Genomic DNA, 22269 nt, shown 5'->3' on the forward strand with positions numbered 1-22269 from the left:
CGGCGTCGACCGCGGTGCCCTGGAATTCCCGGAGACGGGCAAGAGCGGCGAGAACCTGATCGTGCTGGCCGCGGTGTCCGGCGGGCTAACGCGCCTTACCACTCACGACGGTGGGGCGGTTCCGACGAAAGTCGCGCGGCCGGTGCGGCAGGATCGCTGCATGCGTGTCGTGCTGCTCGTGCTCGCCCTGCTGGTCTCGGTCGCGGCCCCGGCGTCGGCGGGGGAGCACCTGCCGACGTGGGAGCCGAAGGCCACCGGCGTCACCGCCCAGTTCCGCGGCCTGTCCGCGGTCAGCGCGCGGGTGGCGTGGGTCAGCGGCACCGAGGGCACTGTCCTGCGCACCACCGACGGCGGGGCGACCTGGAAGTCCGTCGGGCCGCCCGGGACCGGGACGCTCCAGTTCCGCGACATCGAAGCGTTCGACGCCGAGCACGCCGTGGTCCTCTCGATCGGCCCCGGCACCGACTCCCGCATCTACCGGACCGACGACGGCGGCGCGCACTGGCGCCGGACGTTCCAGAACACCGACCCGGCGGCGTTCTACGACTGCCTCGCCTTCTTCGACCCGTGGCGCGGCCTGGCGATGAGCGACCCGGTCGACGGCCGGTTCCGCGTCCAGGCCACGTTCGACGGCGGCCGCAGCTGGCGCCCGGTCCCCGACAGCGGCTTCCCGCCCGCGCTGCCCGGCGAGGCCGGGTTCGCCGCCAGCGGCCAGTGCGTCACGACGGCCGGGCCGTTCGACGCCTGGCTGGCCACCGGCGGCGGCGCGACGGCCCGCGTCCTGCACTCCGGCGACGGCGGCCGCCATTGGACGGCCTCGGACACGCCGCTGCCGAGCAGCCCGTCGGCCGGCGTGTTCGCGCTCGCCTTCCGCAACCCCGGCCAGGGTGTCGCCATCGGCGGCGACTTCGCGAACCCGGACGCGCCGGGCCCGGCCGTGGCGCTGACCCGCGACCGCGGCCGCACCTGGCGGACACCGGCGCAGTACCCGGCCGGCTACCGCTCGGGGCTGGCGTGGCGCGGCGGCACGGTCCTGGCCGTCGGCCCCGGCGGCAGCGACCTCAGCCCCGACGGCGGCCGGCACTGGACCCGGTTCGACACCGGCAGCTTCGACACCGTGGACTGCGCCGGGACGGCCTGCTGGGCGAGCGGCGCCCAGGGCCGCGTCGCCCGCCTGCGTTAGAGCACCTGCCCGGTGGGGCGGACGAGGATCTCGTTGACGTCGACCGACGGCGGCTGGGAGAGGGCGTAGAGCACGGCGCGGGCGATGTCGTCGGGGTGCAGGTTGGGCTTCTTGCGCTGGTCGTCGGAGAGGATGTCGGTGTCGGTCATGCCGGGGTTGATCAGCGTGACGCGCACCCCGGTGCCGACGGCCTCCTCCCGGATGGCCCCGGCCATCCCGGTCACGGCCCACTTGGTGACGGAGTAGAGGCTGGCGTTGCGGATGTAGCGCCCGGCGACCGAACCGGTGATCAGCAGGTGCCCGGCGGTTTCCCGCAGCGCGGGCAGAGCGGCGCGCGCGGTGTAGGCGGCGCCGAGGACGTTGGTGCGGACCATGGGCTCCCAGGCGCGCGGATCGGGATCGTCATCGCCGAAGAAGGAGGTCCCGACCCCGATCCCGGCATTGGCGAACGCGGCATCGAGCCGCCCGAACTTCTCGACGGTCTCGGCGACGGCGGCGGAGATGCTCGGCCAGTCGCCGACATCGGCCCCGAGGGCGAGCGCCCGGTCATCCCCGAGCTCGGCAGCGAGGGGAGCGACGGAGTCGGCTTGGCGGGCCACGAGAGCAACCTTGAACCCGGAGGCGGCGGCAAGCCGGGCGGTGGCGGCGCCCAGGCCGCGGGAGGCACCGGTGACGAGGAGAACGCGATCATCCATGGGCCCAGGCTAGGGACGGTCGGCCGGGTGGGCACGGGGACGGCCGGACCGGGCGGGTTGGCCGCGCGGTCTGCCGCGGGCGATTGCGGCCGGGCCGGGCTCGGCCGAGCGGCCGATCCCGACTGCCGGACCGGCTGCGGGCGATTGCGGCCGGTGAACTCCAGCACTTCCGGCCCGCCGAACCGGCGGATCACCATCGCTCGCATCGGAACCTCCTTCCTTACGAACGTAGGGAGAGCTACTCTCCAGTGGGAAGTACGCACCCCCGGGTGCCTACCGGAGGAGGAGGTGCGCCCGGTGCCCACGCGCACGGCGGAACAGCGGCGCCAGGCCGAGAAGGCCGCCTACGACGCCTACCTCGCGGCCTGCCCGACCCGGAAGCTGCTCGACGAGATCGCCGGCAAGTGGGTCAGCCTGATCCTCGTCGCGCTCGGTGACGGCCCGCAGCGCTACAGCGACCTTTCGCGGCGCATCGCCGGGGTCAGCCAGAAGATGCTCACCCAGACCCTGCGGGTGCTCGAACGGGACGGTCTCGTCCGCCGGGAGGTCACCCCGTCGGTGCCCGTCCGCGTGGACTATTCCCTTACGCCGCTGGGGGAATCGCTGCGCGCGCTGATGGCCGGGTTCAAGGCGTGGGCCGAGGTGAACTTCGAGGCCGTCGACGCCGCCCGCACCGATTACGACGCGCGCACCCCGGACCTCACGATCGGGCCGGGCGGCGCGGGCTAGGCTCTACCGGGTGTCCACCGCACGCGCCGAACGGCTGGTCAATCTGGTGCTGGCCCTGTTGTCCACCCGGCAGTACCTCACCGCCGAGCGGATTCGCGGCATCGTGCCCGGATACGGCGACGCGGCCAGCGACGACGCCTACTTCCGGATGTTCGAACGCGACAAGACCGAACTGCGCGAGCTCGGCATCCCCCTCGAAACCGGCCGCAACGGCGCGTTCGACGCGATCGAGGGCTACCGCATCGCCCGCCGCGACTACGAACTCGGCGAAATCGACCTCGCCCCCGACGAAGCCGCCGCGGTCGCGCTGGCGTCGCGGCTGTGGGACTCCCCGGAGCTGACCGGGCAGGCGCAGGGCGCGCTCGTCAAGCTGCGCGCCGCCGGCCTGGAGGTCGACGACCAGGCGCCCACGGTCGTCGAGCCGCGGGTGCGGGCCGAACCGGCGTTCGGGCCGCTGCTGGCCGCGGTGCAGAACGGCCAGGCCGTGCGGTTCGAGTACCGCCGCAGCGGCTCGCCGGAACGGATCATGCGCACCCTCGAACCGTGGGGCGTCGTGTCGTGGCGCGCCCGCTGGTACGTCGTCGGGCACGACCGCGACCGCGGCGCCACCCGCTGCTTCCGGCTCTCCCGCGTCACCGGCCAGGTCCGCCCGGCCGGCAAACCCGGGGAGGTGCGCCGCCCCGAGGGCGTCAACCTGCTCAAGCTCGTCACGGCCACCGGCGACAGCGAACCGGCGCCCGTCACCACCGCGCGGGTCTGGGTGGCCGACGGCCGCGCGGCGGGGGTCCGCCGCCGCGGCACCGTGGTCGGCCGGTCGGTGATCGACGGCGAAGAAGGCGACCTCGTGGAGATCGGCCTGCTCTACCCCGAATCGGCCGCCGACTGGATCGCCGCCCAGGGCCCGGACGTCGTCGTGTTCGAACCCGACGTGCTGGCCAAGAGCGTCCAGGACCGGCTCGAAGCCGTCGTCGCCCGGCAGGGGGGCGTGTCGTGAGCGGGTCCACCGACCGGATGCCGAGACTGCTCGCGCTGGTGCCGTACCTGCTGGCGCGCCCGGGGGTTCGCGTCGACGACGCGGCGCACGATTTCGACGTCACGCCGAAGCAGCTGCGCAAGGACCTCGAGCTGCTGTGGATGTGCGGGCTGCCCGGCTACGGGCCGGGTGACCTGATCGACCTGTCCTTCGAGGGTGACACGATCATCGTCACCCACGACGCCGGGATGAGCCGCCCGCTGCGGCTCACCGGCGGCGAAGCGACCGCGCTCCTGGTGGCGCTGCGGGCGCTCGCCGAGACGCCGGGCGTGGTCGACGGTGACGCCGTCCGCCGGTCCATCGCCAAGATCGAGGCCGCCGCCGGGCAGGCCCAGCCGGCCGGCGTGGTCGTCGGCGGGGGAGTGCGGGAAGGCAAGCAGACCGCCCGCACCCGCGAGGAGGTCGCCCGCGCCCTGCAGGACGGGCGGGCGCTGCGGATCCGCTACTACACCGCGTCGAAGGACCAGATTACCGAGCGCACGGTCGACCCGATGCGGCTGCTGATCGTCCAGGCGGTCGGCTACCTCGAGGCCTGGTGCCGCCGCGCCGAGGGCGTCCGGCTGTTCCGGCTCGACCGGATCGACGAGCTGACGATCCTCGCCGAGCCGTCCCGCCCGCCCGCGCACGCCCACCCCACCGACATCTCCGAGGGTGTCTTTCGCGAGCGTCCCGACCAACGGGAGGCGGTCCTCGTCCTCGACCCGGACGCACGCTGGGTAGCCGAGTACTACCCGTGCGAGGAACTCGACGAGCTCGACGGCGGCCGCCTGCGGATCCGGATGCGCTACGCCGACCAGTCCTGGATGGTGCGCCTGGTGCTGGGGCTGGGCGGGGAAGCGCTGGTGGAGAGCCCGGCCGACCTCGCCGCGGACGTCGGTCGCCGCGCCGCCGGCGCCGTGGCCCGAGCCCGTCACCTTCCGTCAACCTGCGACCACTAGGCTGACGACGTGCCGTACCTGCCCACGATCGCGCTCGCCGCGCTCGGCCTGCTGCTGCTCCTGATCCTCCTGGTGCGGACGGTCAAGGTCTTGCGTGGTTTCCGGCAGACCGCAAGCATGGTGGCTACGAACACCCAGGACCGGGCCGGGTTGCTCCGCGCCCGGACGGCAGCGCTGCGCGTCGCGTTCGAACAGCGCCGCCGGAAACCGGAAAACCAGTAACATCCCTACCAGACGCAGATAGGAGGCCATCTTGTTCGCCAACGGATTGCAAGGATGGCATTTGATCATCTTGGTGCTGCTCGTCGTGCTGCTGTTCGGGGCCAAGCGGCTTCCCGATGCGGCGCGGTCGATCGGCAAGTCCATGAAGATCTTCAAGGCCGAGACCAAGGACCTCGCGGGCGAAAAGACCGCCTCGCACGAGGACGCCGAGCCCGTCGAGACGAAGCAGATCCCGGCGACGCCCGCCCCGGCGGCCACGACCGACCAGCAGGTCGCCGACCTGCAGCGGCAGCTCGACGAACTCAAGAAGCAGCAGGCCGCGGACCAGCCGCAGAAGAACGCCAGCTGACGCGCCTGAAGCCACACCCGGTCCCTGGTCCACGGAGCGCGCCCGGCCGGCGCGCTCCGGCGGACTCCGACGAGAACGGAACAACCCGTGGCGGAATCCGCCTCCGGAAACGGTGACAGCCGCCGGTCGAAGCGGCGCAGGCGCAGCCGTCGCGCCAACCCCGACGGCACGATGACGCTCATCGAGCACATCTACGAGTTCCGCCGCCGCCTCGGCTTCGCGCTGCTCGCGGTCGTGATCGGCGGGATCGTCGGGTTCTGGTGGTTCGGCACCCACATCGGGCCGATCCCGTCGCTGGGCGACCTCGTCAAGGACCCGTACTGCGCCATCCCGCCGAACCGCCGGCTCGACAGCGCCGAAGGGTGCCGGCTGCTGCAGACCGTGCCGTTCGAGGCGTTCATGACGCAGCTGAAGGTCGGCATCGCGGCCGGCGCCGTGCTGCTCTCCCCGGTCTGGCTGTACCAGATCTGGGCGTTCATCGCCCCGGGCCTGTACAGCAAGGAACGCAAGTACGCCCTGACGTTCGTCGGGTTCGCGTCGGTGCTGTTCGCCGGCGGCGCCGTGCTCGCCTACATCCTGTTCCCGCACGCCCTCCAGCTGCTCATGGGCTTCGGCCAGGACGCGTTCGTCACCGCGCTCACCGCCGACAAGTACATCTCGTTCCTGCTGTCGCTGCTGATCATCTTCGGCATCAGCTTCGAGCTGCCGCTGCTGGTGGTGATGCTCAACCGCGTCGGCGTCGTGAAGTACGCGCAGCTGAAGAAGTGGCGTCGCGGCATCGTGTTCGCCCTGTTCGTCTTCGCGGCCTTCGCCACCCCCGGGTCCGACCCGTTCTCGATGCTCGGCCTGGCCGGCGCGCTGACGGTGCTGTTCGAAATCGCCGTCCAGCTCGCCCGGATCCACGACCGCCGCAAGGACCGCGAACGCCACGACGAGGGCTGGGACCAGCTCGCCGACGACGAAGCGGCGCCGTTCGACTACACGCCGAGCACGGTCGACGACGAACCGTCCACGCCGACCGCCTCCGGTGGCCGGTCCAGCACCGACGACGTCACGTAGTGGGGCTGCACGCCGCGCTCGCCGTGCACCCGGCGTCCGGGCACGGCGCGGCCGCGCGGATCGCCGACACGGTCGCCGCGCGGCTGCGCACGGCCGTCGACCGGCTCGACGTGCTCGTCGCCAACTCGGTCGAGGAGTCCCGCGAGCTGATGCGGTCCTCCCACGCCGCCGGGCTCGACGTCCTGGTCGTCCTCGGCGGCGACGGCGCCGCTCACCAGGGCGTCCAGTTCTGCGCGAACAACAACGTCGCGCTCGGGCTCGTCCCGGCGGGCACCGGCAACGACTTCGCGCGCGCCCTCGGCGTCCCCGGGGAGCCGTTGCCGGCGGTCGACGCGCTGGTCGCGGCCCTGCGCTCGGGTGCCCGCCGCCGGATCGACCTCGGCCGCGCCGGCACCACCTGGTTCGCGACGGTGCTGTGCGCGGGTTTCGACGCGAGCGTCAACGAACGCGCCAACCGGATGCGCTGGCCGTCCGGGCCACGCCGCTACGACCTCGCGATCCTCGCCGAGCTCGCCGGCTTCCACTCCCGCCCGGTGGTCGTCGACACCGGCACCGAACGCTTCGAGCTCGCCGCGACCCTGGTGGCGATCGGCAACACCCGCTTCTACGGCGGCGGCGTCCCGATCTGCCCGACGGCCGACCCCGAGGACGGCGTCTTCGACGTGACGATCATCGGCCACGCCACCCGCCGCGGCCTGCTCCGGATGCTCCCGGGCCTGCGCACCGGCAACCACGTCACCCACCCGGCGGTCCGCACCCTGCGAGCCCGCTCGGTCACCCTGGCCGGCAACACGTGGCCGGCGTACGCCGACGGGGAACCGCAGGGGACCGTGCCGGTGACGGTCGACTGCGTGCCGGGCGCCCTGACGGTGCTGGCCTAACGGTCGTAGCCACCCGCGCGGGCCACCAGCTGGCGGAAGTGCGCCGGGGTCAGCAGGCGACCCCCGTCCGCGAAGTACACCCCGCCGCAGCGGTGGCAGAACCAGCCCTGCTCCCACACCTGCTGCGCCGCCGGCACCCCGCGGCGCTGCTTCCGGTGCTCCCGCAGCCGTCGCGCATACAGCCACACCAGCACCCCGGTCGCGAGGTAAACGCACACCGCCGGCAGCGAGATCACGGCGATGCCCAGCACCTTCGCCGCCGGCCCACCCGGTGGCGGGTCGCCGATCGCCGAGAACGGGAGCAGCAGGAAGCAGCTGCCGGCCAGCGCCAGCACGATCGCCGCCGCCAGCAGGCCGCCGCCGCGGCGCGGGGGAGGGAAGGGGTCGAGCGAGCGGGCCACCGCGGTCACCGAAACGCCGCTGACCTGCGTGTTCGTCAGGACGAACCCGTCGCCCGCCGGCACGCTGACCAGGGGACCGCGGCCGCGGAAGAACGAGTGGCCGCCGCGGTACACCGCGGGCACGTGCTGCACCTGGTCCAGCGACCCGCAGCTCGGACACGGTTCGGTCATGCCCGCTCCGACGCAACCCGCACCCGACCGGTTCCTGCCTAGTCAAGTGTATAACGACCTATACTGCACGCGACTGTTCAAGATCAACAACTGACGAACAGCGAAACCACAAGCAGCACCGACGAGGGGACGCCACGCGGCGTGCGGACTGCCGGGGGGATGTGGAACCCTGACGAGGTGGCCAGTAGCCCTTCTCCGTCCCCGGCCGAGGCCTATGCGGCCTCCGCGCGCCGTGGGAAGTACCCCCAGCTGACGCGCTTCGCCGCGGAGGCGTCCTTCGAGTTCGACGAGTTCCAGATCCGCGGGTGCGAGGCCCTCGAGGGCGGTCACGGCGTGCTGGTCTGCGCGCCCACCGGGGCGGGCAAGACCGTGGTCGGCGAGTTCGCCGTGCACCTGGCGCTGGCCGAAGGCCGCAAGTGCTTCTACACGACGCCGATCAAGGCGTTGTCGAACCAGAAGTACGCCGATCTGGTGGCGCGGTACGGGGCCGGCGCGGTCGGCCTGCTGACCGGGGACACCTCGATCAACGGCAACGCGCAGGTGGTCGTGATGACCACCGAGGTGCTGCGCAACATGCTCTACGCCGGTTCGTCGACGATCACCGACCTCGGGTACGTCGTGATGGACGAGGTGCACTACCTGGCCGACCGGTTCCGGGGTGCGGTGTGGGAAGAGGTGATCCTGCACCTGCCCGAGCACGTGCGGGTGGTGGGGCTGTCGGCGACGGTGAGCAATGCCGAGGAGTTCGGCGAGTGGCTGGTGGAGGTCCGGGGCGACACCGCGGTCGTGGTGGACGAGCACCGGCCGGTGCCGCTGTGGCAGCACATGCTGGTGGGGAACCGGCTGCTGGACCTGTTCGCCGGGGAGGACGTGCACGCGCCCGGGGCGGAGCTGCGGATCAACCCGACGTTGCTGCGCCGGACCGAGGAGATCGGCCGCCAGTACGCGCCGGCCGGGTTCCGCGGGCCGCGGGGGCGGCGGGGTGCGCCGCCGCGGATGCCGCGGTTCCGGCCGCCGTCGCGGGTGGACGTCGTGGAGCAGCTGGATCGGGCGGGGTTGCTGCCGGCGATCGTGTTCATCTTTTCGCGCGCGGGTTGTGATGCCGCGGTCGCGCAGTGTGTCCGGTCGGGGTTGCGGTTGAACGGGCCGGGTGAGGTCGAGCAGATCCGGCGGGTCATCGAGGAGCGGACGGCGGATCTGCCCGAGGGGGATCTCGGGGTGCTGGGCTACTGGGAGTGGCGGGAGGCGCTGGAGCGCGGGATCGCCGGTCACCACGCCGGGTTGCTGCCGGCGTTCAAGGAGACCGTCGAGGAGCTGTTCGTCCGGGGCCTGGTGAAGGTGGTGTTCGCGACCGAGACGCTCGCGCTGGGGATCAACATGCCGGCGCGGACGGTCGTGCTCGAGCGGCTGGTGAAGTACAACGGCGAGGCGCACGTCGACCTGACGCCGGGGGAGTACACGCAGCTCACGGGGCGGGCCGGGCGGCGGGGGATCGACGTGGAGGGGCACGCTGTCGTGGCGTGGCAGCCGGGGGTGGACCCGAAGCAGGTCGCCGGGCTGGCGTCGACGCGGACGTACCCGCTGCGGTCGTCGTTCCGGCCGGGCTACAACATGGCGGTCAACCTGGTGGCGCAGGTCGGCGCGGTGCAGGCGCGGGAGCTGCTGGAGCAGTCGTTCGCGCAGTTCCAGGCGGACCGGTCGGTGGTGGGGACGGCGCGGCGGATCGAACGGAACAAGGAGGCCCTGAAGGGCTACGCCGCCGCGGTGACCGGTGAGTTCGACGAGATGCTGGAGTACGTCGAGCTGCGGGCGAAGATTTCGACGCGGGAGAAGGCGTTGTCGCGGCAGAACACGGCCGTGCGGCGGGCCGGGACGGCGGAGTCGCTGGAGAAGCTGCGCAAGGGTGACGTCATCGCGGTGCCGGCGGGGCGGCGGGCGGGGCTGGCGGTGGTGGTCGATCCGGGGCTGGACCCGATCCGGGAGCCGCGGCCGGTGGTGGTGACCGAGGCCCGGTGGTCGGGGCCGTTGTCGGTGGCGGACTTCCCGGCGCCGGTGGAGGCATTGGGGCGGATCAAGCTGCCCAAGCACATCGAGTTGCGGTCGCCGCGGACGCGCCGGGACATCGCCGCGACGTTGCGGAACGCGGGGATTTCGTTGCCGGGGCGGCGGTCGGGGGCGAACGAGGACGGCGAGCTGGCCGCGTTGCGGCGGGCGTTGCGGGCGCATCCGTGCCACGGGCTGGCCGAGCGTGAGGCGAACCTGCGCTGGGTGGAGCGGTACCAGCGGCTGGCGGCGGAGACGCAGCAGCTGGAGCGGAAGGTGGCGGCGACGACGCACTCGCTGGCGCGGGCGTTCGACCGGATCCTGTCTTTGCTGGGTGAGCGCGGGTACCTGGGCCCGGAGTCGGCCGGGGACGGCGAGGACCGCGTGACCGAGGACGGCCGGCGGTTGACGCGGTTGTACAGCGAGTCGGATCTGCTGGCCGCGGAGTGCATCCGGCACGGGGTGTGGCGGAACCTGAACCCGGCGGAGCTGGCCGCGGTGGTGTCGACGCTGGTGTTCGAGGCGCGTCGGGACACCGCGGGGGAGCCGCGGTTGCCGGGTGGTGCGGTGCCGGAGGCGTGGCAGGAGACGGCGCGGCTGTGGGTGGAGCTGACCGAGGACGAGCGGCGGCACCGGCTGGACCGGACGCGGGAGCCGGATGCGGGGTTCGCGTGGCCGGTGTACCGGTGGGCGCGGGGTGAGTCGCTGGAGAAGGTGCTGACGGCGGCGGAGGCGAACGGGCAGGAGCTGTCGGCGGGTGACTTCGTGCGCTGGTCGCGGCAGGTGATCGATCTGCTGGACCAGATCCGGGACGTGCTGGGCAAGGCGGATCCGGTCGGTGCGGCGGCGGCCGATGCGGTGAAGGCGCTGCGCCGTGGGGTGGTGGCCGCGGGCGCGGCGTGAACTCGGTGTTAGCCCAGGTGGACGGCTTGAGCGTGGACGCGTGTGCTCGGGTCCGACCTGTGGTTGGATCGCCTGCGACACCGTGTATGCGCGGCTTGCGGTGTTTCGGGGTGGACGAGAGATGAGCGAAGCAGGCGGAGGCAGACGATGAGCACGCCGTATGGCGGCAACGACCCACAGCAGCCCCAGTACGGGCAGCAGCCGGGCGGCGCGTACCCGCCGAGCGGTCCGCAGGAGCAGCCGCAGTGGGGGCAGCAGCCGCAGCAGCCTTCCTACGACCCGAACCAGCAGCAGTGGGGCCAGCCGCAGCAGCCCCAGCAGTGGGGACAGCAGCAGCCGGGCGGGTACGCCCCGCCGCCGCAGCCGCAGTGGGGGCAGCAGCCGCCGCCGTACGGGCAGCAGCCCGGCGGGGGGTATCCGCAGAGCGGTCCGCAGGCGCAGCCGCAGTACGGCCAGCAGCCGGGTGGGGCGTACCCGCAGAGCGGTCCGCAGGCGCAGCCGCAGTACGGGCAGCAGCAGCCGGGGCAGTACGACTACGGCCAGCAGCAGTATTCCGGTGCGGGGGCGCCGGAGGCGGAGAAGCCGGCGAAGTCGAAGAAGGGGCTGCTGATCGGGGTCGTCGTCGCGGTGGCGGTGGTGGCCGTGTTCCTGTTCACCGCGTTCGTCACGCCGGGGTTCCTGAAGACGCAGGTCTTCAACAACACGCAGATGCAGACCGACGTGCAGAAGCTGCTGACCGAGACGTACAAGATCGAGGGTGTCACCGGTGTCACCTGTCCCGCCGAGCAGAAGGTGGCGGACGGGGCGAAGTTCGAGTGCACGGCGACGATCGCCGGCAAGCCGCAGCAGGTGCCGATCACCGTGAAGGGTGACGGCGGCAATTACGAGGTTTCGCCGCCGGTTTCGAAGTAACGCGGCTTCGTGGCCCGGTCGCCGTGAATTGCGGTGGCCGGGCCGCGGTGTGTCCGGAGATGATCCGGGGATGAGCGAGTTCGAGATCCGGACGCTGGCGGCCGAGGAGCACCGGGCGGCGAGTGATCTGTTCCGGGAGGCGGTGCACTTCCCGACGGCCGACGACGCGGAGTGGGCGCTGGCGGCCCGGTACTACCAGCCGGGCGGGACGCTGGGTGCGTTCGACCCGGAGCTGGTCGGGACGGCGCGGTTCTTCGACGCGGAGCTGACCGTGCCGGGTGGGGCGCGGGTGCCGATGGCGGGGGTCACCTCGGTCGGGGTGCGGGCCGACCGGACGCGCCGGGGTGTGCTGCGGGGGTTGATGACCGAGCAGCTGGAGGGGTTCGCCGCGCGCGGGGTGGTGTTCGCGAACCTGCTGGCGACGGAGGCGCCGATCTACGGCCGGTTCGGCTACGGCCTGGCCACGCGGTTCCGCGTGTACAGCGTCGATCGGCACCGGGCGCGGCTGCGGCCGGACGCTCCGGTGGGCGGTGCGGTGGAGCTGCTGGATCTCGACCGCGCGCTGGAGGTCTGTCCCGCCGTGTACGCCGGGTTGGCTTCCCGGCCGGGGATGATGACCCGGCCGGAGGTGCTGTGGCGGCTCTACGAGCTGCAGCTGCGGCGGCACGCGTCGCCGGTGAAGGCGGCCGTGCACCACGGTCCGGGTGGGCCGGACGGGTTCGCGTTCTACCACGTCGACGGGCTGCGGGTGCATCCGTGGACGAAGAACCTCCAGGTGGTGGATCTGTTCGCGGGCTCGGCGGCGGCCTATGCGGGATTGTGGCGGTTCCTGCTCGGGGTCGACCTGGTGGACCGGATCGTCGTCGAGTCGCGGCCGCTGGACGATCCGGTCGAGCTGCTGCTGGCCGACCACCGCCGGGGGAACGTGGACCGGATCGGGGACGAGCACTGGATCCGGCTCGTCGACGTCCCGGCGGCGCTGCGGGCCCGGGAGTACGGGTACGGCGAGCCGGTGGTGCTGGAGGTGTACGACCCGCTGCTGCCGGGCAACAGCGGTCGCTACCGGGTGACGTCCGACGGTGCCGGGCGCACGGACGGGCCGGCCGGGCTGCGGCTGGACGTCACGACGCTGGCCATGGTGTACCTGGGGACGTGGCGGCCGTCGGCGCTGGCCGCGGCGGGCCGGATCGAGGTCCGTGACCCGGCGGCGCCGGCGGCGGCGGACCTGCTGTTCGGCACGCGCGTGGCGGCGTGGAGCGGCAGCCACTTCTGAGCGGGAAAACCGGGTGCCGGGCGCGGCGGCGGGCGGCAAGATCGGGGAGATGACCGCCTTCGACGTCCGCCCGATCACCGACGACGAGCGGCGCAGCACGTTCGACCTGCTGCGCCGCGCCCTGCACACCCCGCGGGTCACCGACGACGTGTGGGCGCGGGTCGGGGAGTCCTGGCCCGCCGCGCGCAAGTTCGGCGCGTTCGAGGGCGAGATCCCGATCGGGATCGTGAGCTCGTTCGACACCGAGATCGCCGTCCCCGGCGGGCGGGTGGTGCGGGCCGCCGCGGTCGAGGGGGTCGGGGTCCGGGCCGACCGGACGCGCCGTGGGGTGCTCAGCGCGATGATGGCCGCTCAGCTGGCGGACTTCGCGGCGCGCGGGGTGCCGCTGGCGGTCCTGCACGCCAGCGAGCCGACGATCTACGGGCGGTTCGGCTACGGGTCGGCGGCGCTGGGCAAGACAGTGCGGGTGACGCGGCCGGCGGCGCGGTTCCACGAGCGCGTCCCGGCCGTCGGTGAGGTCCGGCTGCTGACACCGGCGGAGGCGGTGAAGGAGATCCCCGCGCTGTACCGGCGGATCGGGCTGCACCGGCCGGGCATGATCGCGCGGCCGCAGCGGTGGTGGCCGATCTCGCACGACCGGCAGGTGGGTCCGGACGGCGATCACCTCGTCGCCGTCCACAGTGGACCGGACGGGGACGACGGGTTCGTCGTGTACGCCACGATCAGCCGCCGGTCGTCCGAGTCGCCGGACCGCGGTGCGGTGCTGGACGTCCACGACCTGCACGGCGCCGATCCGGCGGCCCGGGCCGCGCTGTGGCGGTTCCTGCTGTCGGTCGACCTCGTGTCGGCGGTGCACGCCCGGCACCGCCCGGTCGACGAGCCGCTGGCGGTGCAGCTGACCGACCACCGGCACGCGGGCACCCTGGCGGTCGAGGACGACCTGTGGCTGCGCCCGGTCGACGTCGCCGCGGCGCTGGCCGCGCGGACGTACCGCGCGGCGGGTCCGGTGGTGGTCGCGGTGACCGACCGGGTGCGCCCGGCCAACACGGGCCACTACGAGGTGGGCCCGGACGGCGCCCGGCGCACCGACGCGGCGGCGGACCTGGCCCTCGACGTCGACACGCTCGGCATGCTGTACCTGGGGCAGTGGAGCGCGACGGCGCTGGCCGAGACGGGCCGGGTCGAGGTCCGCGACGCGGCCGCGGTGGCGCGGGCCGACGAGTTGTTCACCACGGTGGCGGCACCGTGGTGCGGCACGCACTTCTAGCTGCCGGGCAAGGCCTTGAGCAGCCGCTCGACGGAGTTGCCGAGGTTCCACCGCTCGGCGAGTTCGGCGACCCGTTCGGGATCGGCGGGGGTGGCGGGCACGGTGTCGGGCCGGGACTGCTCGACCGGCGCGTCGACGGCCACCCGGACGACGGCCGGGGCGACGGCGAGGTAGCCGGCGGCGTCCTTGAGCCGCAGGCGCGTCTTGAGCGGGACGGCGGCGTCGCCGGCGTCGGCCGCCTCGATGAGGGCCTCGAGGGAGCCGAACTGCGTGATGAGCTTCGCCGCGGTCTTCTCGCCGATGCCGGCGACGCCGGGCAGTCCGTCGGAGGGGTCGCCGCGCAGGGCGGCCATGTCGGCGTAGGCGGGCCCGGCGGTGTCCCGGGGGAGGCTGTAGCGCTCGGCGATCTCGGCCGGGCCCAGCACCTCGGCCTTGGCCCAGCCCTTGCCGACGTAGATCACCGACGCGGGCGACGGCTCGGTGCGCACCAGCTGGAACAGGTCGCGGTCGCCGGTGATGACCTCGACCGGGTCGCGCTTCTCGCGGGTGGCGAGGGCGCCGATGACGTCGTCGGCCTCGTAGCCGGCGGCCTCGGCGGTGGCGAACCCGAAGGCTTCGAGCAGGTCGAGGATGATCGGCACCTGCGGGGTCAGCGTGTCGGGGACCTCTTCGACGTCCGGGCCGCTGCCGGTCTCCTCGGCGACGCGGTGGGCCTTGTAGCTGGGCAGCAGGTCGGTGCGGAACTTCGGCCGCCAGTCGGCGTCCAGGCAGCAGACGAGCCGCGCGGGGCGCCGGTCGGTGAGGATCCGCGCGATGGTGTCGGCGAACCCGCGCACGGCGTTCACCTGCGTCCCGTCCGCGGCGCGCATGGAGTCGGGCAGGGCGAAGAAGGAGCGGAAGTACAGGCTCGCGGAGTCGAGCAGGGCAAGGGGTCCGGTCACCCGGACAGCCTGCCACGACGGGGGCCGCGACAGGGGACACGACGCACCCCGGGGATGCTCGTCGGTCCCCGGACAGTCGGCTCGCGTACCCAGAACGTCGGCTCGCGTATCTGGAGGGTCGGCTCACGACCCTCCAGATACGCGAACCGACCCTCCAGGTCCGCCGGCCGACCCTCGGGGTACGCGAGCCGGCCCTCAGCGGCTCGCCGGGGTCGGGGAGGTGTGTCACCCGGCCCGGCATGTCGCAACCCCGGGCGCGTCCGCCGCTCCGGGCGCCCCACTAGGCTCGGCGTCATGTCGCGCCGATCCCTCCACACGCCTGCTCCCGACGCCGCTTCCCTTCGTGCCCGGCTGGACCGGGCCCGTGCCGCCGCGGCTGCCGCGCGGACCGATGCGCTGCTGATCGCGCCCGGCTCCGATCTGCGGTACCTGCTCGGGCAGGCCGGGGGGTCGTTCGAGCGGCTGACCACGCTCGTCGTGCCGGCCGGCGGCACGCCCGCGCTGGTCGTGCCGAAGCTGGAGGCGCCCGGGTACGCCGACGTCCCCGTCGACGAGCTCGGCGTCGAGCTGCTCACCTGGGTCGACGGCGACGACCCCTACAAGCTGGTCGCCGACCGGCTCGGCAAGCCCGGCCGGGTCGCCGTCAGCGACTTCACCCCGGCGCTGCACGTGCTCGCGCTGCGGGCCGCGCTCGACACCGCCGAGCAGACGCTGGCCGGTCCCGTCGTCCGTGAGCTGCGGATGCGCAAGGACGCCGCGGAGATCGCGTCGCTGCGGGAGGCCGGTGCCGCGATCGACCGGGTGCACGCCCGGGTGCCCGAGTGGCTGCGGCCGGGCCGCACCGAGGCGGAGGTCGGGGCCGACATCGCCGCCGCGATCGTCGAGGAGGGCCACGTGCAGGCCGACTTCGTCATCGTCGGCTCCGGCCCGAACGGCGCCAGCCCGCACCACGACGTCTCCGACCGCGTCATCGAAAAGGGTGACGTCGTGGTCGTCGACATCGGCGGGCCGCTGCCGGCCGGTTACAACTCCGACTCCACCCGCACCTACGCCGTCGGCACCCCGCGGGACGCCGACGTGGCCGGGACCTACGCGGTGCTGCAGCGCGCCCAGGCCGCCGCGGTGGCCGCGGTCAAGCCGGGCGTGACCGCGGAAGCCGTCGACGCGGCCGCGCGGGACGTCATCGCCGAGGCCGGGTTCGGGGAGTACTTCATCCACCGGACCGGGCACGGCATCGGCCTGGACGTGCACGAGGAGCCCTACATCATCGCCGGGAACGCGCTGCCGCTGGAGCCGGGCATGGCCTTCAGCGTCGAGCCGGGCATCTACCAGCCGGGCCGGTGGGGCGCTCGGATCGAGGACATCGTGATCGTCACCGAAGACGGCGTCGAGTCGGTCAACAACCAGCCGCACGAGCTCGTCGTGCTGGACGCATGACACCCGGCGGCCTGGAGCCGCTGGACCAGTCGATCGTGCAGGAGCTCGCGGCCGACGGGCGGCGCAGCTTCACCGACCTCGCCGAGCGGGTCGGGCTGTCGGTGTCGGCGGTGCACCAGCGGGTGCGCCGCCTCGAGCAGCGCGGGGTCATCCTCGGCTACACCGCGCGGCTCGACGGCGAGCAGATCGGCCTGCCGCTGACGGCGCTGATCTCGCTGACGCCGAACGACCCGGCGGCGCCGGACGACTACCCGCAGCGGATCCAGCACATCAAGGAGATCGAGTCGTGCTACTCGGTGGCCGGCGACGAGTCGTACATCCTGCTGGTGCGCGTCCAGTCGCCGCTGGCGCTGGAGGATCTGCTGCGGCGGATCCGGGAGGCGGCGAAGGTGTCGACGCGCACGACGGTGGTGCTCTCTACGCCGTTCGAGGGACGTTCGCCGACGTTCTGACCTCCGGCGGCCGCCCGGTGACCGGGGCACTGGTACGGTAAAAGGTATGGCAACACGTAAGGTGACTCTTTCGCTGGACAGCGGGGCTCTGGAATTCGCCGAACGCGCCGCGAAAGCCCACGGAATCTCGGTCTCGTCCTGGCTGTCGAAGGCAGCCAGGCGCGAGGCGGTCCGGACCGGGTACACCCCGCAGAAGCCGGAACCGGTCGTCGCGGAATCGGACGAGGCCGAGCGCAACGCGGCGGAAAAGGATCTGCGTGCGCAGGGGTGAAGTCTGGACGTACCACCCCCCGACCGAACCGGCCCGGCAGCGCACGGTGGTGCTGCTGTCCTCGGACGGGGTGAACGAGTCCGAGCGGCCCTGGCTGCTCGGCACCGAGCTGCTCGACCGCGACCCGATGGACATCCTCGGCGTGGCGATCGACGCACGGTACTGGGTGTCGACGCTCAACCTGACCCGCCTGTACCGCCCGTGGTTCGACGAGCGGATCGCGGAGATCGACCAGGACGTCCAGGAACGCATCGACATCGCCTTGCGAGCCGCCCTCGACCTCTGAGCCCCGCGCCAGACGTACCCCGACGGTCAGTTCGCGTACCCAGGCAGTCGGTTCGCGTACCTGGAGGGTCGGCTCACGAACCGACCCTCCAGGCACGCCGGCCGACCCTCGGGGTACGCGAACCGACCCTCCGGGTCAGCGGGCCACGACCTCCGGGATCGCGTGGAGCTTGCCGTCCGCGCCGGCCAGGCAGGAGGCGTTGCCCTCCTTGGCCGCGATGAACTCCGTCAGGCAGTTGGCGATCGCTGTGTGGCCGGCCGCGTTGGGGTGGAACGATTCCTGCAGCGCGTGGCCCGCTCGCTCGGCCTGGCCAAGGTCGGCCAGCTGCAGCGTCAGGCGGGTGAACCACTCCGTCGCCGGGTTGGGGCCGCCGCTGCACGCCTCGTGCTTGACGCCCGCCTTGGCCAGGTCCAGGAACCGGGCGCCGGTCTGCTGGGCGGCCGCCTTGAGGCCCGAGGACAGCACGCCGATGCCGGTCTGGGCGATCCAGCGCAGGTCTTCGGTGCGGAACGGGCAGCCGTTGAGGCTGCGCAGGTCCTCCGGCAGGTCCGGGCCGATCGGGGCCGCGTAGGACTGCAGGATCAGCTGGTAGTCGGCCGGGACGTAGCCGGCCGCGGCCAGCACCTTCTTGACGTCTGCCACCGCGGCCGCCACCTTCGGCACCATCGCGTCCACTTTGGACTGCCAGGTCTGCTTCAGTGCGTCGCTGCACGACGGGCCGCCCGGGTTGAACCACGCCTTGAAGCACTCGGTGACCTGGTTGGAGAACTTCGGCTCGTCGTTGGCGCCCACCGCGATCACCACCGCGGCCACCCGGTGGTCCTTCACCACCGCGGCCAGCCGCTGCGCCTGCGACCCCTCCGTCCACTGCTTGACGTCGCCGAGCGCGACCTGCTCGGCGGGCGCGCCCGAACAGCCGAGGTTGACGTGCGCGGTGATGCCCGGCGCCGCGATCTTTTCGACGAACGCGTTGGGGGAGCGGTGGCACCAGTTGCCGCCCTGGCCGTTGGTGTCCGCGGTGTACTGCCCGGCGCCTTCCCCGGACACGGTGCTGTCGCCCATCGAGACGACGGTGAGCGGGCCGGTGCCCGGCGGGCCCTGCCGGGGCTGCGGGCGCCCCGGCTGGCTCTCGGAGCCGAAGAAGACGAAAAAACCGGCCAGCAGGGCCACACACGCGAGGACGAGGGCTCCCCAATACCACCGAAGGCGTCGCATCGCCCCCGATTCTACGGACCGCCCGATCGGCGGACACGGTGCGTCACCGCAGCCACGTCCGCACCAGCCCGACGAGCGACTCCGCCAGTGTCGCGGCGTCGATTTCCCGGTCGCGCCGCCAGTGCCGGACCTGTTCGGCCGCCAGCGCGGCGAGCAGGACGTCCGCGGCGATTTCGGCGCCGGCGGCGCCGCCGGCCTCGAGCAGGTGCCGGCAGTGCTGCCGCCACAGCGCGTGTGCGCCGGTGCGGAACCGGGCCCCGGTCGTGGCGGTCTCGGAGAGCAGGACCAGGTCCAGCTGCCGGTCCAGCAGGTCGAGGTAGGCCGCGACGAACGCGCCGAGGCGGTCCGCGGGCCCGGCGCCGGGGCCCAGCGGGGGCGGGCCGGTGAGGATCCGCTCCTGCAGTTCGCGTTCCCGCTCGTCGAGCAGGGCCATGGCGAGGCCGCCCTTGTCGCCGAACCGGCGGTAGAGCGTGCCCTTGCCGACGCCGGCGGCGCCCGCCACGTCGTCCATGGTCACCGCGTCGACCCCGCGTTCGGCGAAGAGCGCTTCCGCGGCTTCCAGGACCCGGATCCGGTTGCGGGCGGCGTCCGCCCGCTCGCGGACGGGCGCGCCGAGGACCGGCAGTTCGGCCGGTGTTGACGAAGCGGACTGCGGTCCGCTACGGTTCGAGGACATAAGCGGACTCTAGTCCGATTTTCTGTCCGGCGAAAGCCGGCCCTCCGCCGAGGAGCCCCGAGATGCCCGATCTGCTGCACATTTCCGCGTCCCCACGAGGGGAAGAGTCCGAATCGCTGCGCCTGGCAGCTACTTTCCTGGACACCTACCGCACCCTCCACCCGGGCGCCGACGTCGACGAATGGGACCTCTGGGACGGCACCCTGCCCCCCTTCGGCCCGGCCGCCGCCCGCGCCAAGATGACCGTCGTCGGCGGCGGCACCCCCACCGGGGAGCAAGCCGAAGCCTGGGCGGCGGCGAAGGCCGCTTTCGCCCGCTTCGACGCCGCCGACCGGATCCTGTTCAGCGTCCCGATGTGGAACTCGGGCGTGCCGTACGTGCTCAAGCAGTTCGTCGACGTCGTCTCCCAGCCCGGGCTGGTGTTCGGCCTCGACCCGGCGACCGGGTACGAAGGCCTGCTCGCCGGGCGCGGCAAGCGCGTCGCGGTCGTCTACACCAGCGCGGTGTGGGCCCCCGGCCTCGGCCGCGAGTTCGGCACCGACTTCCAGAGCCCGTTTTTCACCGGCTGGCTGAACTGGACCGGCATCGACGACGTCACCGAAATCCGGTTCCACCCCACCCTCACCGGCGACGCGGAAGAGGCCCGCCGCATCGCCGCCGACGCCGCCCGCGACACCGCCAAGACCTTCTGAAAGGAACGACCATGACCGCCACCATCGACCGCGAGACGCTTCGCGCCGGGCTCGCCGCCGGAGACCTCGTCCTCGTCGACGCCCTCCCGGCGTCGTACTACACGACCCGGCATCTGCCCGGCGCGCTCAACCTCGTCGCCGACGACGTCGCGGCCAAGGCGCCGGACCTGCTGCCGGACAAGGCCGCCGCGATCGTCACCTACTGCTCCAACCCCGCCTGCGCCAACAGCGGCCAGGTCGCCGCGCAGCTGGAACGGCTCGGCTACACCGACGTCCGCAAGTACGCCGCGGGCATCGAGGATTGGGTTGACGCCGGCCTGCCCACCGAAACCGGTCAGCCCGCCTGAGTCAGGTCCGTGGCCGCGGCCAGCCCGGCCGCGACGCCGGCGATCGCCCGCACCGCCGGATTGTCGTTGCCCGGCAACCACACCAGCTCCGTGCGCGCGACCTCGCCGGCCAACGGCACGAACGCCACCCCGGTGCGGCGCAGGCTGTGCGAGGACCGGGCCAGCCGGGTCACCCCGACCCCCGCCGCGACCAGCCCCAGCAGGCCCTGCACGGTGGTGGCCCGCTGCACCACCCGCGGGGTGAACCCGGCGGCGGCGAAATCGGCGTCGTAGGTGCGGTGCCACGGCTCCCAGCTGCCGCGCGGGGTCAGCACCCACGGTTCGCCGGCCAGGTCGGCCAGCTGCAGCGACGGCCGCCCGGCCAGCGGGTGCTCCGCGGGCAGCACCGCGCACACCTCCTCGGTCAGCAACGTCCGGGACACCAGGTCCCCGACCAGCGGCGGCCGGGTGAACGCCAGGTCGAAGCGGCCCTCGCGCAGGCCGGCGACGAGCTCGGCGATCGACGCCTCCGCCGTCGTCACCGCGAGGTCGGGCAGTTGCGCCCGCACCGCGCGGACCACCGGCGGCAGCAGGTAGTTCGCCGTCGTGGCGAGGAAGACGAGCCGGACGTCGCCGATCTCGCCGCGCACCGCCCGCCCGAGCGTCGCGACCGCCTCCTCGGCGCGGGCCAGCACCGCGCGGGCCTCCGGCAGGAACAGCCGCCCCACGGCGGTCAGCCGGGCGCCGCGGGCGTCCCGGTCGAACAACCGCGCGCCCAGGCCGCGTTCCAGCACGGTGATCTGCTGCGACAGCGACTGCTGCGCGATGTGCAGCCCGGCCGCGGCGCGCGTGAAGCTGGTTTCGTCGGCGACGGCGACGAAGTAGCGAAGCTGCCGCAGCTCGGGGGTCACAGGCTCAGACTGTAGCCGCGGCAGGACATCGGTGTTGGCGATCCGGCCGTGATCATCCCCAGGATGGAAAGGAGAAAACCACTGGGAGGACACGGAAGATGACGAACACCGACGGCCGCGTCTGGCTGATCACCGGCTGCTCCGCCGGCTTCGGCCGGGAGATCGCGCTGGCCGCGCTCGCCGCGGGCGACCGCGTGCTGGCCACCGCCCGGCGCCCGGAAACCCTGGCCGGGCTGCAGGCCCACGGCGGCGACCGGCTCCGGACCGCGGCACTGGACGTCACCGACGCCGGCCAGGTCGACGCGGCGGTGAAGACCGCGCTCGAAGCGTTCGGCCGGATCGACGTCGTGGTCAACAACGCCGGCAGCGGCTCGGTCGGCGCGGTCGAAGAACTCGGCATGGACGAACTGCGCGCCCTGATGGAGGTCATGTTCTTCGGCGCGGTCGCGGTCACCAAGGCGGTGCTGCCGCACCTGCGGGCCCAGGGCAGCGGCACGGTCGTGCAGATCAGCTCGATGGGCGGCCGGCTGTCGATGCCCGGCTTCGGCGCCTACTGCGCGACGAAGTTCGCCCTGGAAGGCCTTTCCGAAGCGCTCGCCGCCGAGGTGGCGCCGTTCGGGGTGCGGGTCCTGATCGTCGAGCCGGGCGCGTTCCGCACCGAGTTCGGCGGCGGCCGCATGCACCGCTCCCGCACGATCGACGCCTACGCCGTGTCGACCGCCGGAACCCGCGAAGCGGTCGAGAACATGGACGGCAGCCAGCCCGGCGACCCGGCCAAGGCCGCCGCGGCGATCGTCCGCGCGGTCGGCCGCGACGACGCCCCGCTGCGGCTCGCGCTGGGCGCGGACGCCGTCGAAGCGATCCGCGCCCACCACGAGGCGCTGGCGGCGGACCTGGCCGCCTGGGAGGAGGTCAGCCGGGCCACCGCACTGGACTAGGGCCCCCTGGTGGTCGTGAGTGAGAAACAGGGTTATAAAACAATATAAGACACACCGCCACCCCC

25 protein-coding genes are annotated in these 22269 nt (G+C 73.1%); 19 read left to right on the plus strand and 6 right to left on the minus strand.

The features are described from left to right. Window positions 1-160: 160 nt before the first annotated feature. Window positions 161-1183 carry an oxidoreductase gene (locus ABZW17_RS45020; protein ID WP_354828688.1) on the plus strand — a complete coding sequence of 341 codons (1023 nt, stop codon included), beginning with the start codon at window positions 161-163 and terminating at the stop codon, window positions 1181-1183. Here the strand turns inward: ABZW17_RS45020 and ABZW17_RS45025 are convergent. Continuing rightward, window positions 1180-1878, minus strand: coding sequence for an SDR family oxidoreductase (locus ABZW17_RS45025; RefSeq protein WP_354828627.1), 699 nt, complete (start codon window positions 1876-1878; stop codon window positions 1180-1182). The two genes, ABZW17_RS45020 and ABZW17_RS45025, sit on opposite strands and share 4 nt — an antisense overlap. 297 nt (window positions 1879-2175) lie before the next feature. Here ABZW17_RS45025 and ABZW17_RS45030 point away from each other — a divergent pair, with 297 nt between their 5' ends. The 7 genes from ABZW17_RS45030 (at window position 2176) to ABZW17_RS45060 (ending at window position 7089) form a co-directional block, all read left to right on the plus strand. Beyond that, window positions 2176-2607 (plus strand): helix-turn-helix domain-containing protein, encoded by a 432-nt coding sequence (locus ABZW17_RS45030; RefSeq protein ID WP_354828629.1) that lies wholly within the window; start codon window positions 2176-2178, stop codon window positions 2605-2607. Between the two features lie 10 nt (window positions 2608-2617). Further along, window positions 2618-3601, plus strand: a complete 984-nt coding sequence (locus ABZW17_RS45035) for a WYL domain-containing protein (RefSeq protein WP_354828632.1) — start codon at window positions 2618-2620, stop codon at window positions 3599-3601. Beyond that, entirely contained in the window at window positions 3598-4578 is a 981-nt protein-coding gene (locus ABZW17_RS45040) for a WYL domain-containing protein (RefSeq protein WP_354828635.1), read from the plus strand. Before ABZW17_RS45035 ends, ABZW17_RS45040 begins: the two co-directional genes overlap by 4 nt. Window positions 4579-4587: 9 nt before the next feature. Then, window positions 4588-4800, plus strand: a complete 213-nt coding sequence (locus ABZW17_RS45045; protein WP_103352825.1) for a bacteriophage holin — start codon at window positions 4588-4590, stop codon at window positions 4798-4800. A 31-nt stretch (window positions 4801-4831) separates the two neighbouring features. Then, the gene (gene tatA / locus ABZW17_RS45050) at window positions 4832-5149 is read left to right on the plus strand and encodes a Sec-independent protein translocase subunit TatA (RefSeq protein WP_354828639.1); all 318 of its coding nucleotides are present in this window, start codon (window positions 4832-4834) and stop codon (window positions 5147-5149) included. A gap of 87 nt (window positions 5150-5236) precedes the next feature. Beyond that, window positions 5237-6208 (plus strand): twin-arginine translocase subunit TatC, encoded by a 972-nt coding sequence (gene tatC, locus ABZW17_RS45055; RefSeq protein ID WP_354828642.1) that lies wholly within the window; start codon window positions 5237-5239, stop codon window positions 6206-6208. Then, window positions 6208-7089 (plus strand): diacylglycerol kinase family protein, encoded by an 882-nt coding sequence (locus ABZW17_RS45060; RefSeq protein ID WP_354828645.1) that lies wholly within the window; start codon window positions 6208-6210, stop codon window positions 7087-7089. The genes tatC and ABZW17_RS45060 overlap by 1 nt, the downstream gene beginning before the upstream one ends. Here ABZW17_RS45060 and ABZW17_RS45065 read toward each other — a convergent pair. Further along, window positions 7086-7661, minus strand: coding sequence for a hypothetical protein (locus ABZW17_RS45065; protein ID WP_354828648.1), 576 nt, complete (start codon window positions 7659-7661; stop codon window positions 7086-7088). The genes ABZW17_RS45060 and ABZW17_RS45065 overlap by 4 nt on opposite strands. A 177-nt stretch (window positions 7662-7838) precedes the next feature. Here ABZW17_RS45065 and ABZW17_RS45070 point away from each other — a divergent pair, with 177 nt between their 5' ends. The 4 genes from ABZW17_RS45070 to ABZW17_RS45085 all read left to right on the plus strand — a co-directional run bounded on the left by ABZW17_RS45070 (window position 7839) and on the right by ABZW17_RS45085 (window position 14059). After that, the gene (locus tag ABZW17_RS45070) at window positions 7839-10607 is read left to right on the plus strand and encodes a DEAD/DEAH box helicase (RefSeq protein ID WP_354828651.1); all 2769 of its coding nucleotides are present in this window, start codon (window positions 7839-7841) and stop codon (window positions 10605-10607) included. Window positions 10608-10754: 147 nt separating this feature from the next. Continuing rightward, a complete protein-coding gene (locus ABZW17_RS45075; RefSeq protein WP_354828654.1) occupies window positions 10755-11519 on the plus strand; it encodes a DUF4333 domain-containing protein in 765 nt (254 codons plus the stop codon). 70 nt (window positions 11520-11589) lie between these two features. Then, window positions 11590-12792: a GNAT family N-acetyltransferase gene (locus ABZW17_RS45080; RefSeq protein WP_354828657.1), complete on the plus strand. Its 1203-nt coding sequence runs from the start codon at window positions 11590-11592 to the stop codon at window positions 12790-12792. Window positions 12793-12841: 49 nt separating this feature from the next. Beyond that, window positions 12842-14059, plus strand: a complete 1218-nt coding sequence (locus ABZW17_RS45085) for a GNAT family N-acetyltransferase (protein ID WP_354828659.1) — start codon at window positions 12842-12844, stop codon at window positions 14057-14059. On the opposite strand, the gene ABZW17_RS45090 is transcribed toward ABZW17_RS45085, so the two are convergent. After that, entirely contained in the window at window positions 14056-15000 is a 945-nt protein-coding gene (locus ABZW17_RS45090; RefSeq protein ID WP_354828662.1) for a 5'-3' exonuclease, read from the minus strand. The two genes, ABZW17_RS45085 and ABZW17_RS45090, sit on opposite strands and share 4 nt — an antisense overlap. Window positions 15001-15294: 294 nt before the next feature. Here ABZW17_RS45090 and ABZW17_RS45095 point away from each other — a divergent pair, with 294 nt between their 5' ends. From ABZW17_RS45095 to ABZW17_RS45110, 4 genes are read left to right on the plus strand one after another with little or no spacing between them, the layout of a single operon-like run. Next, a complete protein-coding gene (locus tag ABZW17_RS45095; protein ID WP_354828665.1) occupies window positions 15295-16437 on the plus strand; it encodes a Xaa-Pro peptidase family protein in 1143 nt (380 codons plus the stop codon). Next, window positions 16434-16889: an Lrp/AsnC family transcriptional regulator gene (locus ABZW17_RS45100; protein WP_003092399.1), complete on the plus strand. Its 456-nt coding sequence runs from the start codon at window positions 16434-16436 to the stop codon at window positions 16887-16889. The genes ABZW17_RS45095 and ABZW17_RS45100 overlap by 4 nt, the downstream gene beginning before the upstream one ends. Window positions 16890-16935: 46 nt before the next feature. After that, window positions 16936-17160, plus strand: a complete 225-nt coding sequence (locus tag ABZW17_RS45105) for a hypothetical protein (protein WP_354828667.1) — start codon at window positions 16936-16938, stop codon at window positions 17158-17160. Beyond that, window positions 17147-17446: a hypothetical protein gene (locus ABZW17_RS45110; RefSeq protein ID WP_003092405.1), complete on the plus strand. Its 300-nt coding sequence runs from the start codon at window positions 17147-17149 to the stop codon at window positions 17444-17446. Before ABZW17_RS45105 ends, ABZW17_RS45110 begins: the two co-directional genes overlap by 14 nt. 135 nt (window positions 17447-17581) lie before the next feature. Here ABZW17_RS45110 and ABZW17_RS45115 read toward each other — a convergent pair whose 3' ends face one another. Further along, window positions 17582-18661 (minus strand): GDSL-type esterase/lipase family protein, encoded by a 1080-nt coding sequence (locus tag ABZW17_RS45115; protein WP_354828669.1) that lies wholly within the window; start codon window positions 18659-18661, stop codon window positions 17582-17584. 43 nt (window positions 18662-18704) lie between these two features. After that, on the minus strand, window positions 18705-19337 hold the full coding sequence (locus tag ABZW17_RS45120; protein WP_354828672.1) for a helix-turn-helix domain-containing protein: 633 nt from the start codon (window positions 19335-19337) through the stop codon (window positions 18705-18707). A gap of 62 nt (window positions 19338-19399) precedes the next feature. Here ABZW17_RS45120 and ABZW17_RS45125 point away from each other — a divergent pair, with 62 nt between their 5' ends. Both ABZW17_RS45125 and ABZW17_RS45130 read left to right on the plus strand, forming a co-directional pair. Further along, complete coding sequence (locus ABZW17_RS45125) at window positions 19400-20029, plus strand: NAD(P)H-dependent oxidoreductase (protein WP_354828676.1); 630 nt, start codon at window positions 19400-19402, stop codon at window positions 20027-20029. An 11-nt stretch (window positions 20030-20040) separates the two neighbouring features. Continuing rightward, entirely contained in the window at window positions 20041-20376 is a 336-nt protein-coding gene (locus ABZW17_RS45130; RefSeq protein ID WP_354828679.1) for a rhodanese-like domain-containing protein, read from the plus strand. Here the strand turns inward: ABZW17_RS45130 and ABZW17_RS45135 are convergent. Then, a complete protein-coding gene (locus ABZW17_RS45135; RefSeq protein WP_354828682.1) occupies window positions 20364-21266 on the minus strand; it encodes a LysR family transcriptional regulator in 903 nt (300 codons plus the stop codon). The genes ABZW17_RS45130 and ABZW17_RS45135 overlap by 13 nt on opposite strands. A gap of 98 nt (window positions 21267-21364) precedes the next feature. Here ABZW17_RS45135 and ABZW17_RS45140 point away from each other — a divergent pair, with 98 nt between their 5' ends. Continuing rightward, window positions 21365-22204 carry an oxidoreductase gene (locus tag ABZW17_RS45140; RefSeq protein WP_354828685.1) on the plus strand — a complete coding sequence of 280 codons (840 nt, stop codon included), beginning with the start codon at window positions 21365-21367 and terminating at the stop codon, window positions 22202-22204. The last annotated feature ends 65 nt before the right edge of the window (window positions 22205-22269 follow it).

The sequence above is a fragment of the Amycolatopsis sp. NPDC004625 genome (assembly GCF_040609695.1).
Lineage (GTDB): Bacteria > Actinomycetota > Actinomycetes > Mycobacteriales > Pseudonocardiaceae > Amycolatopsis.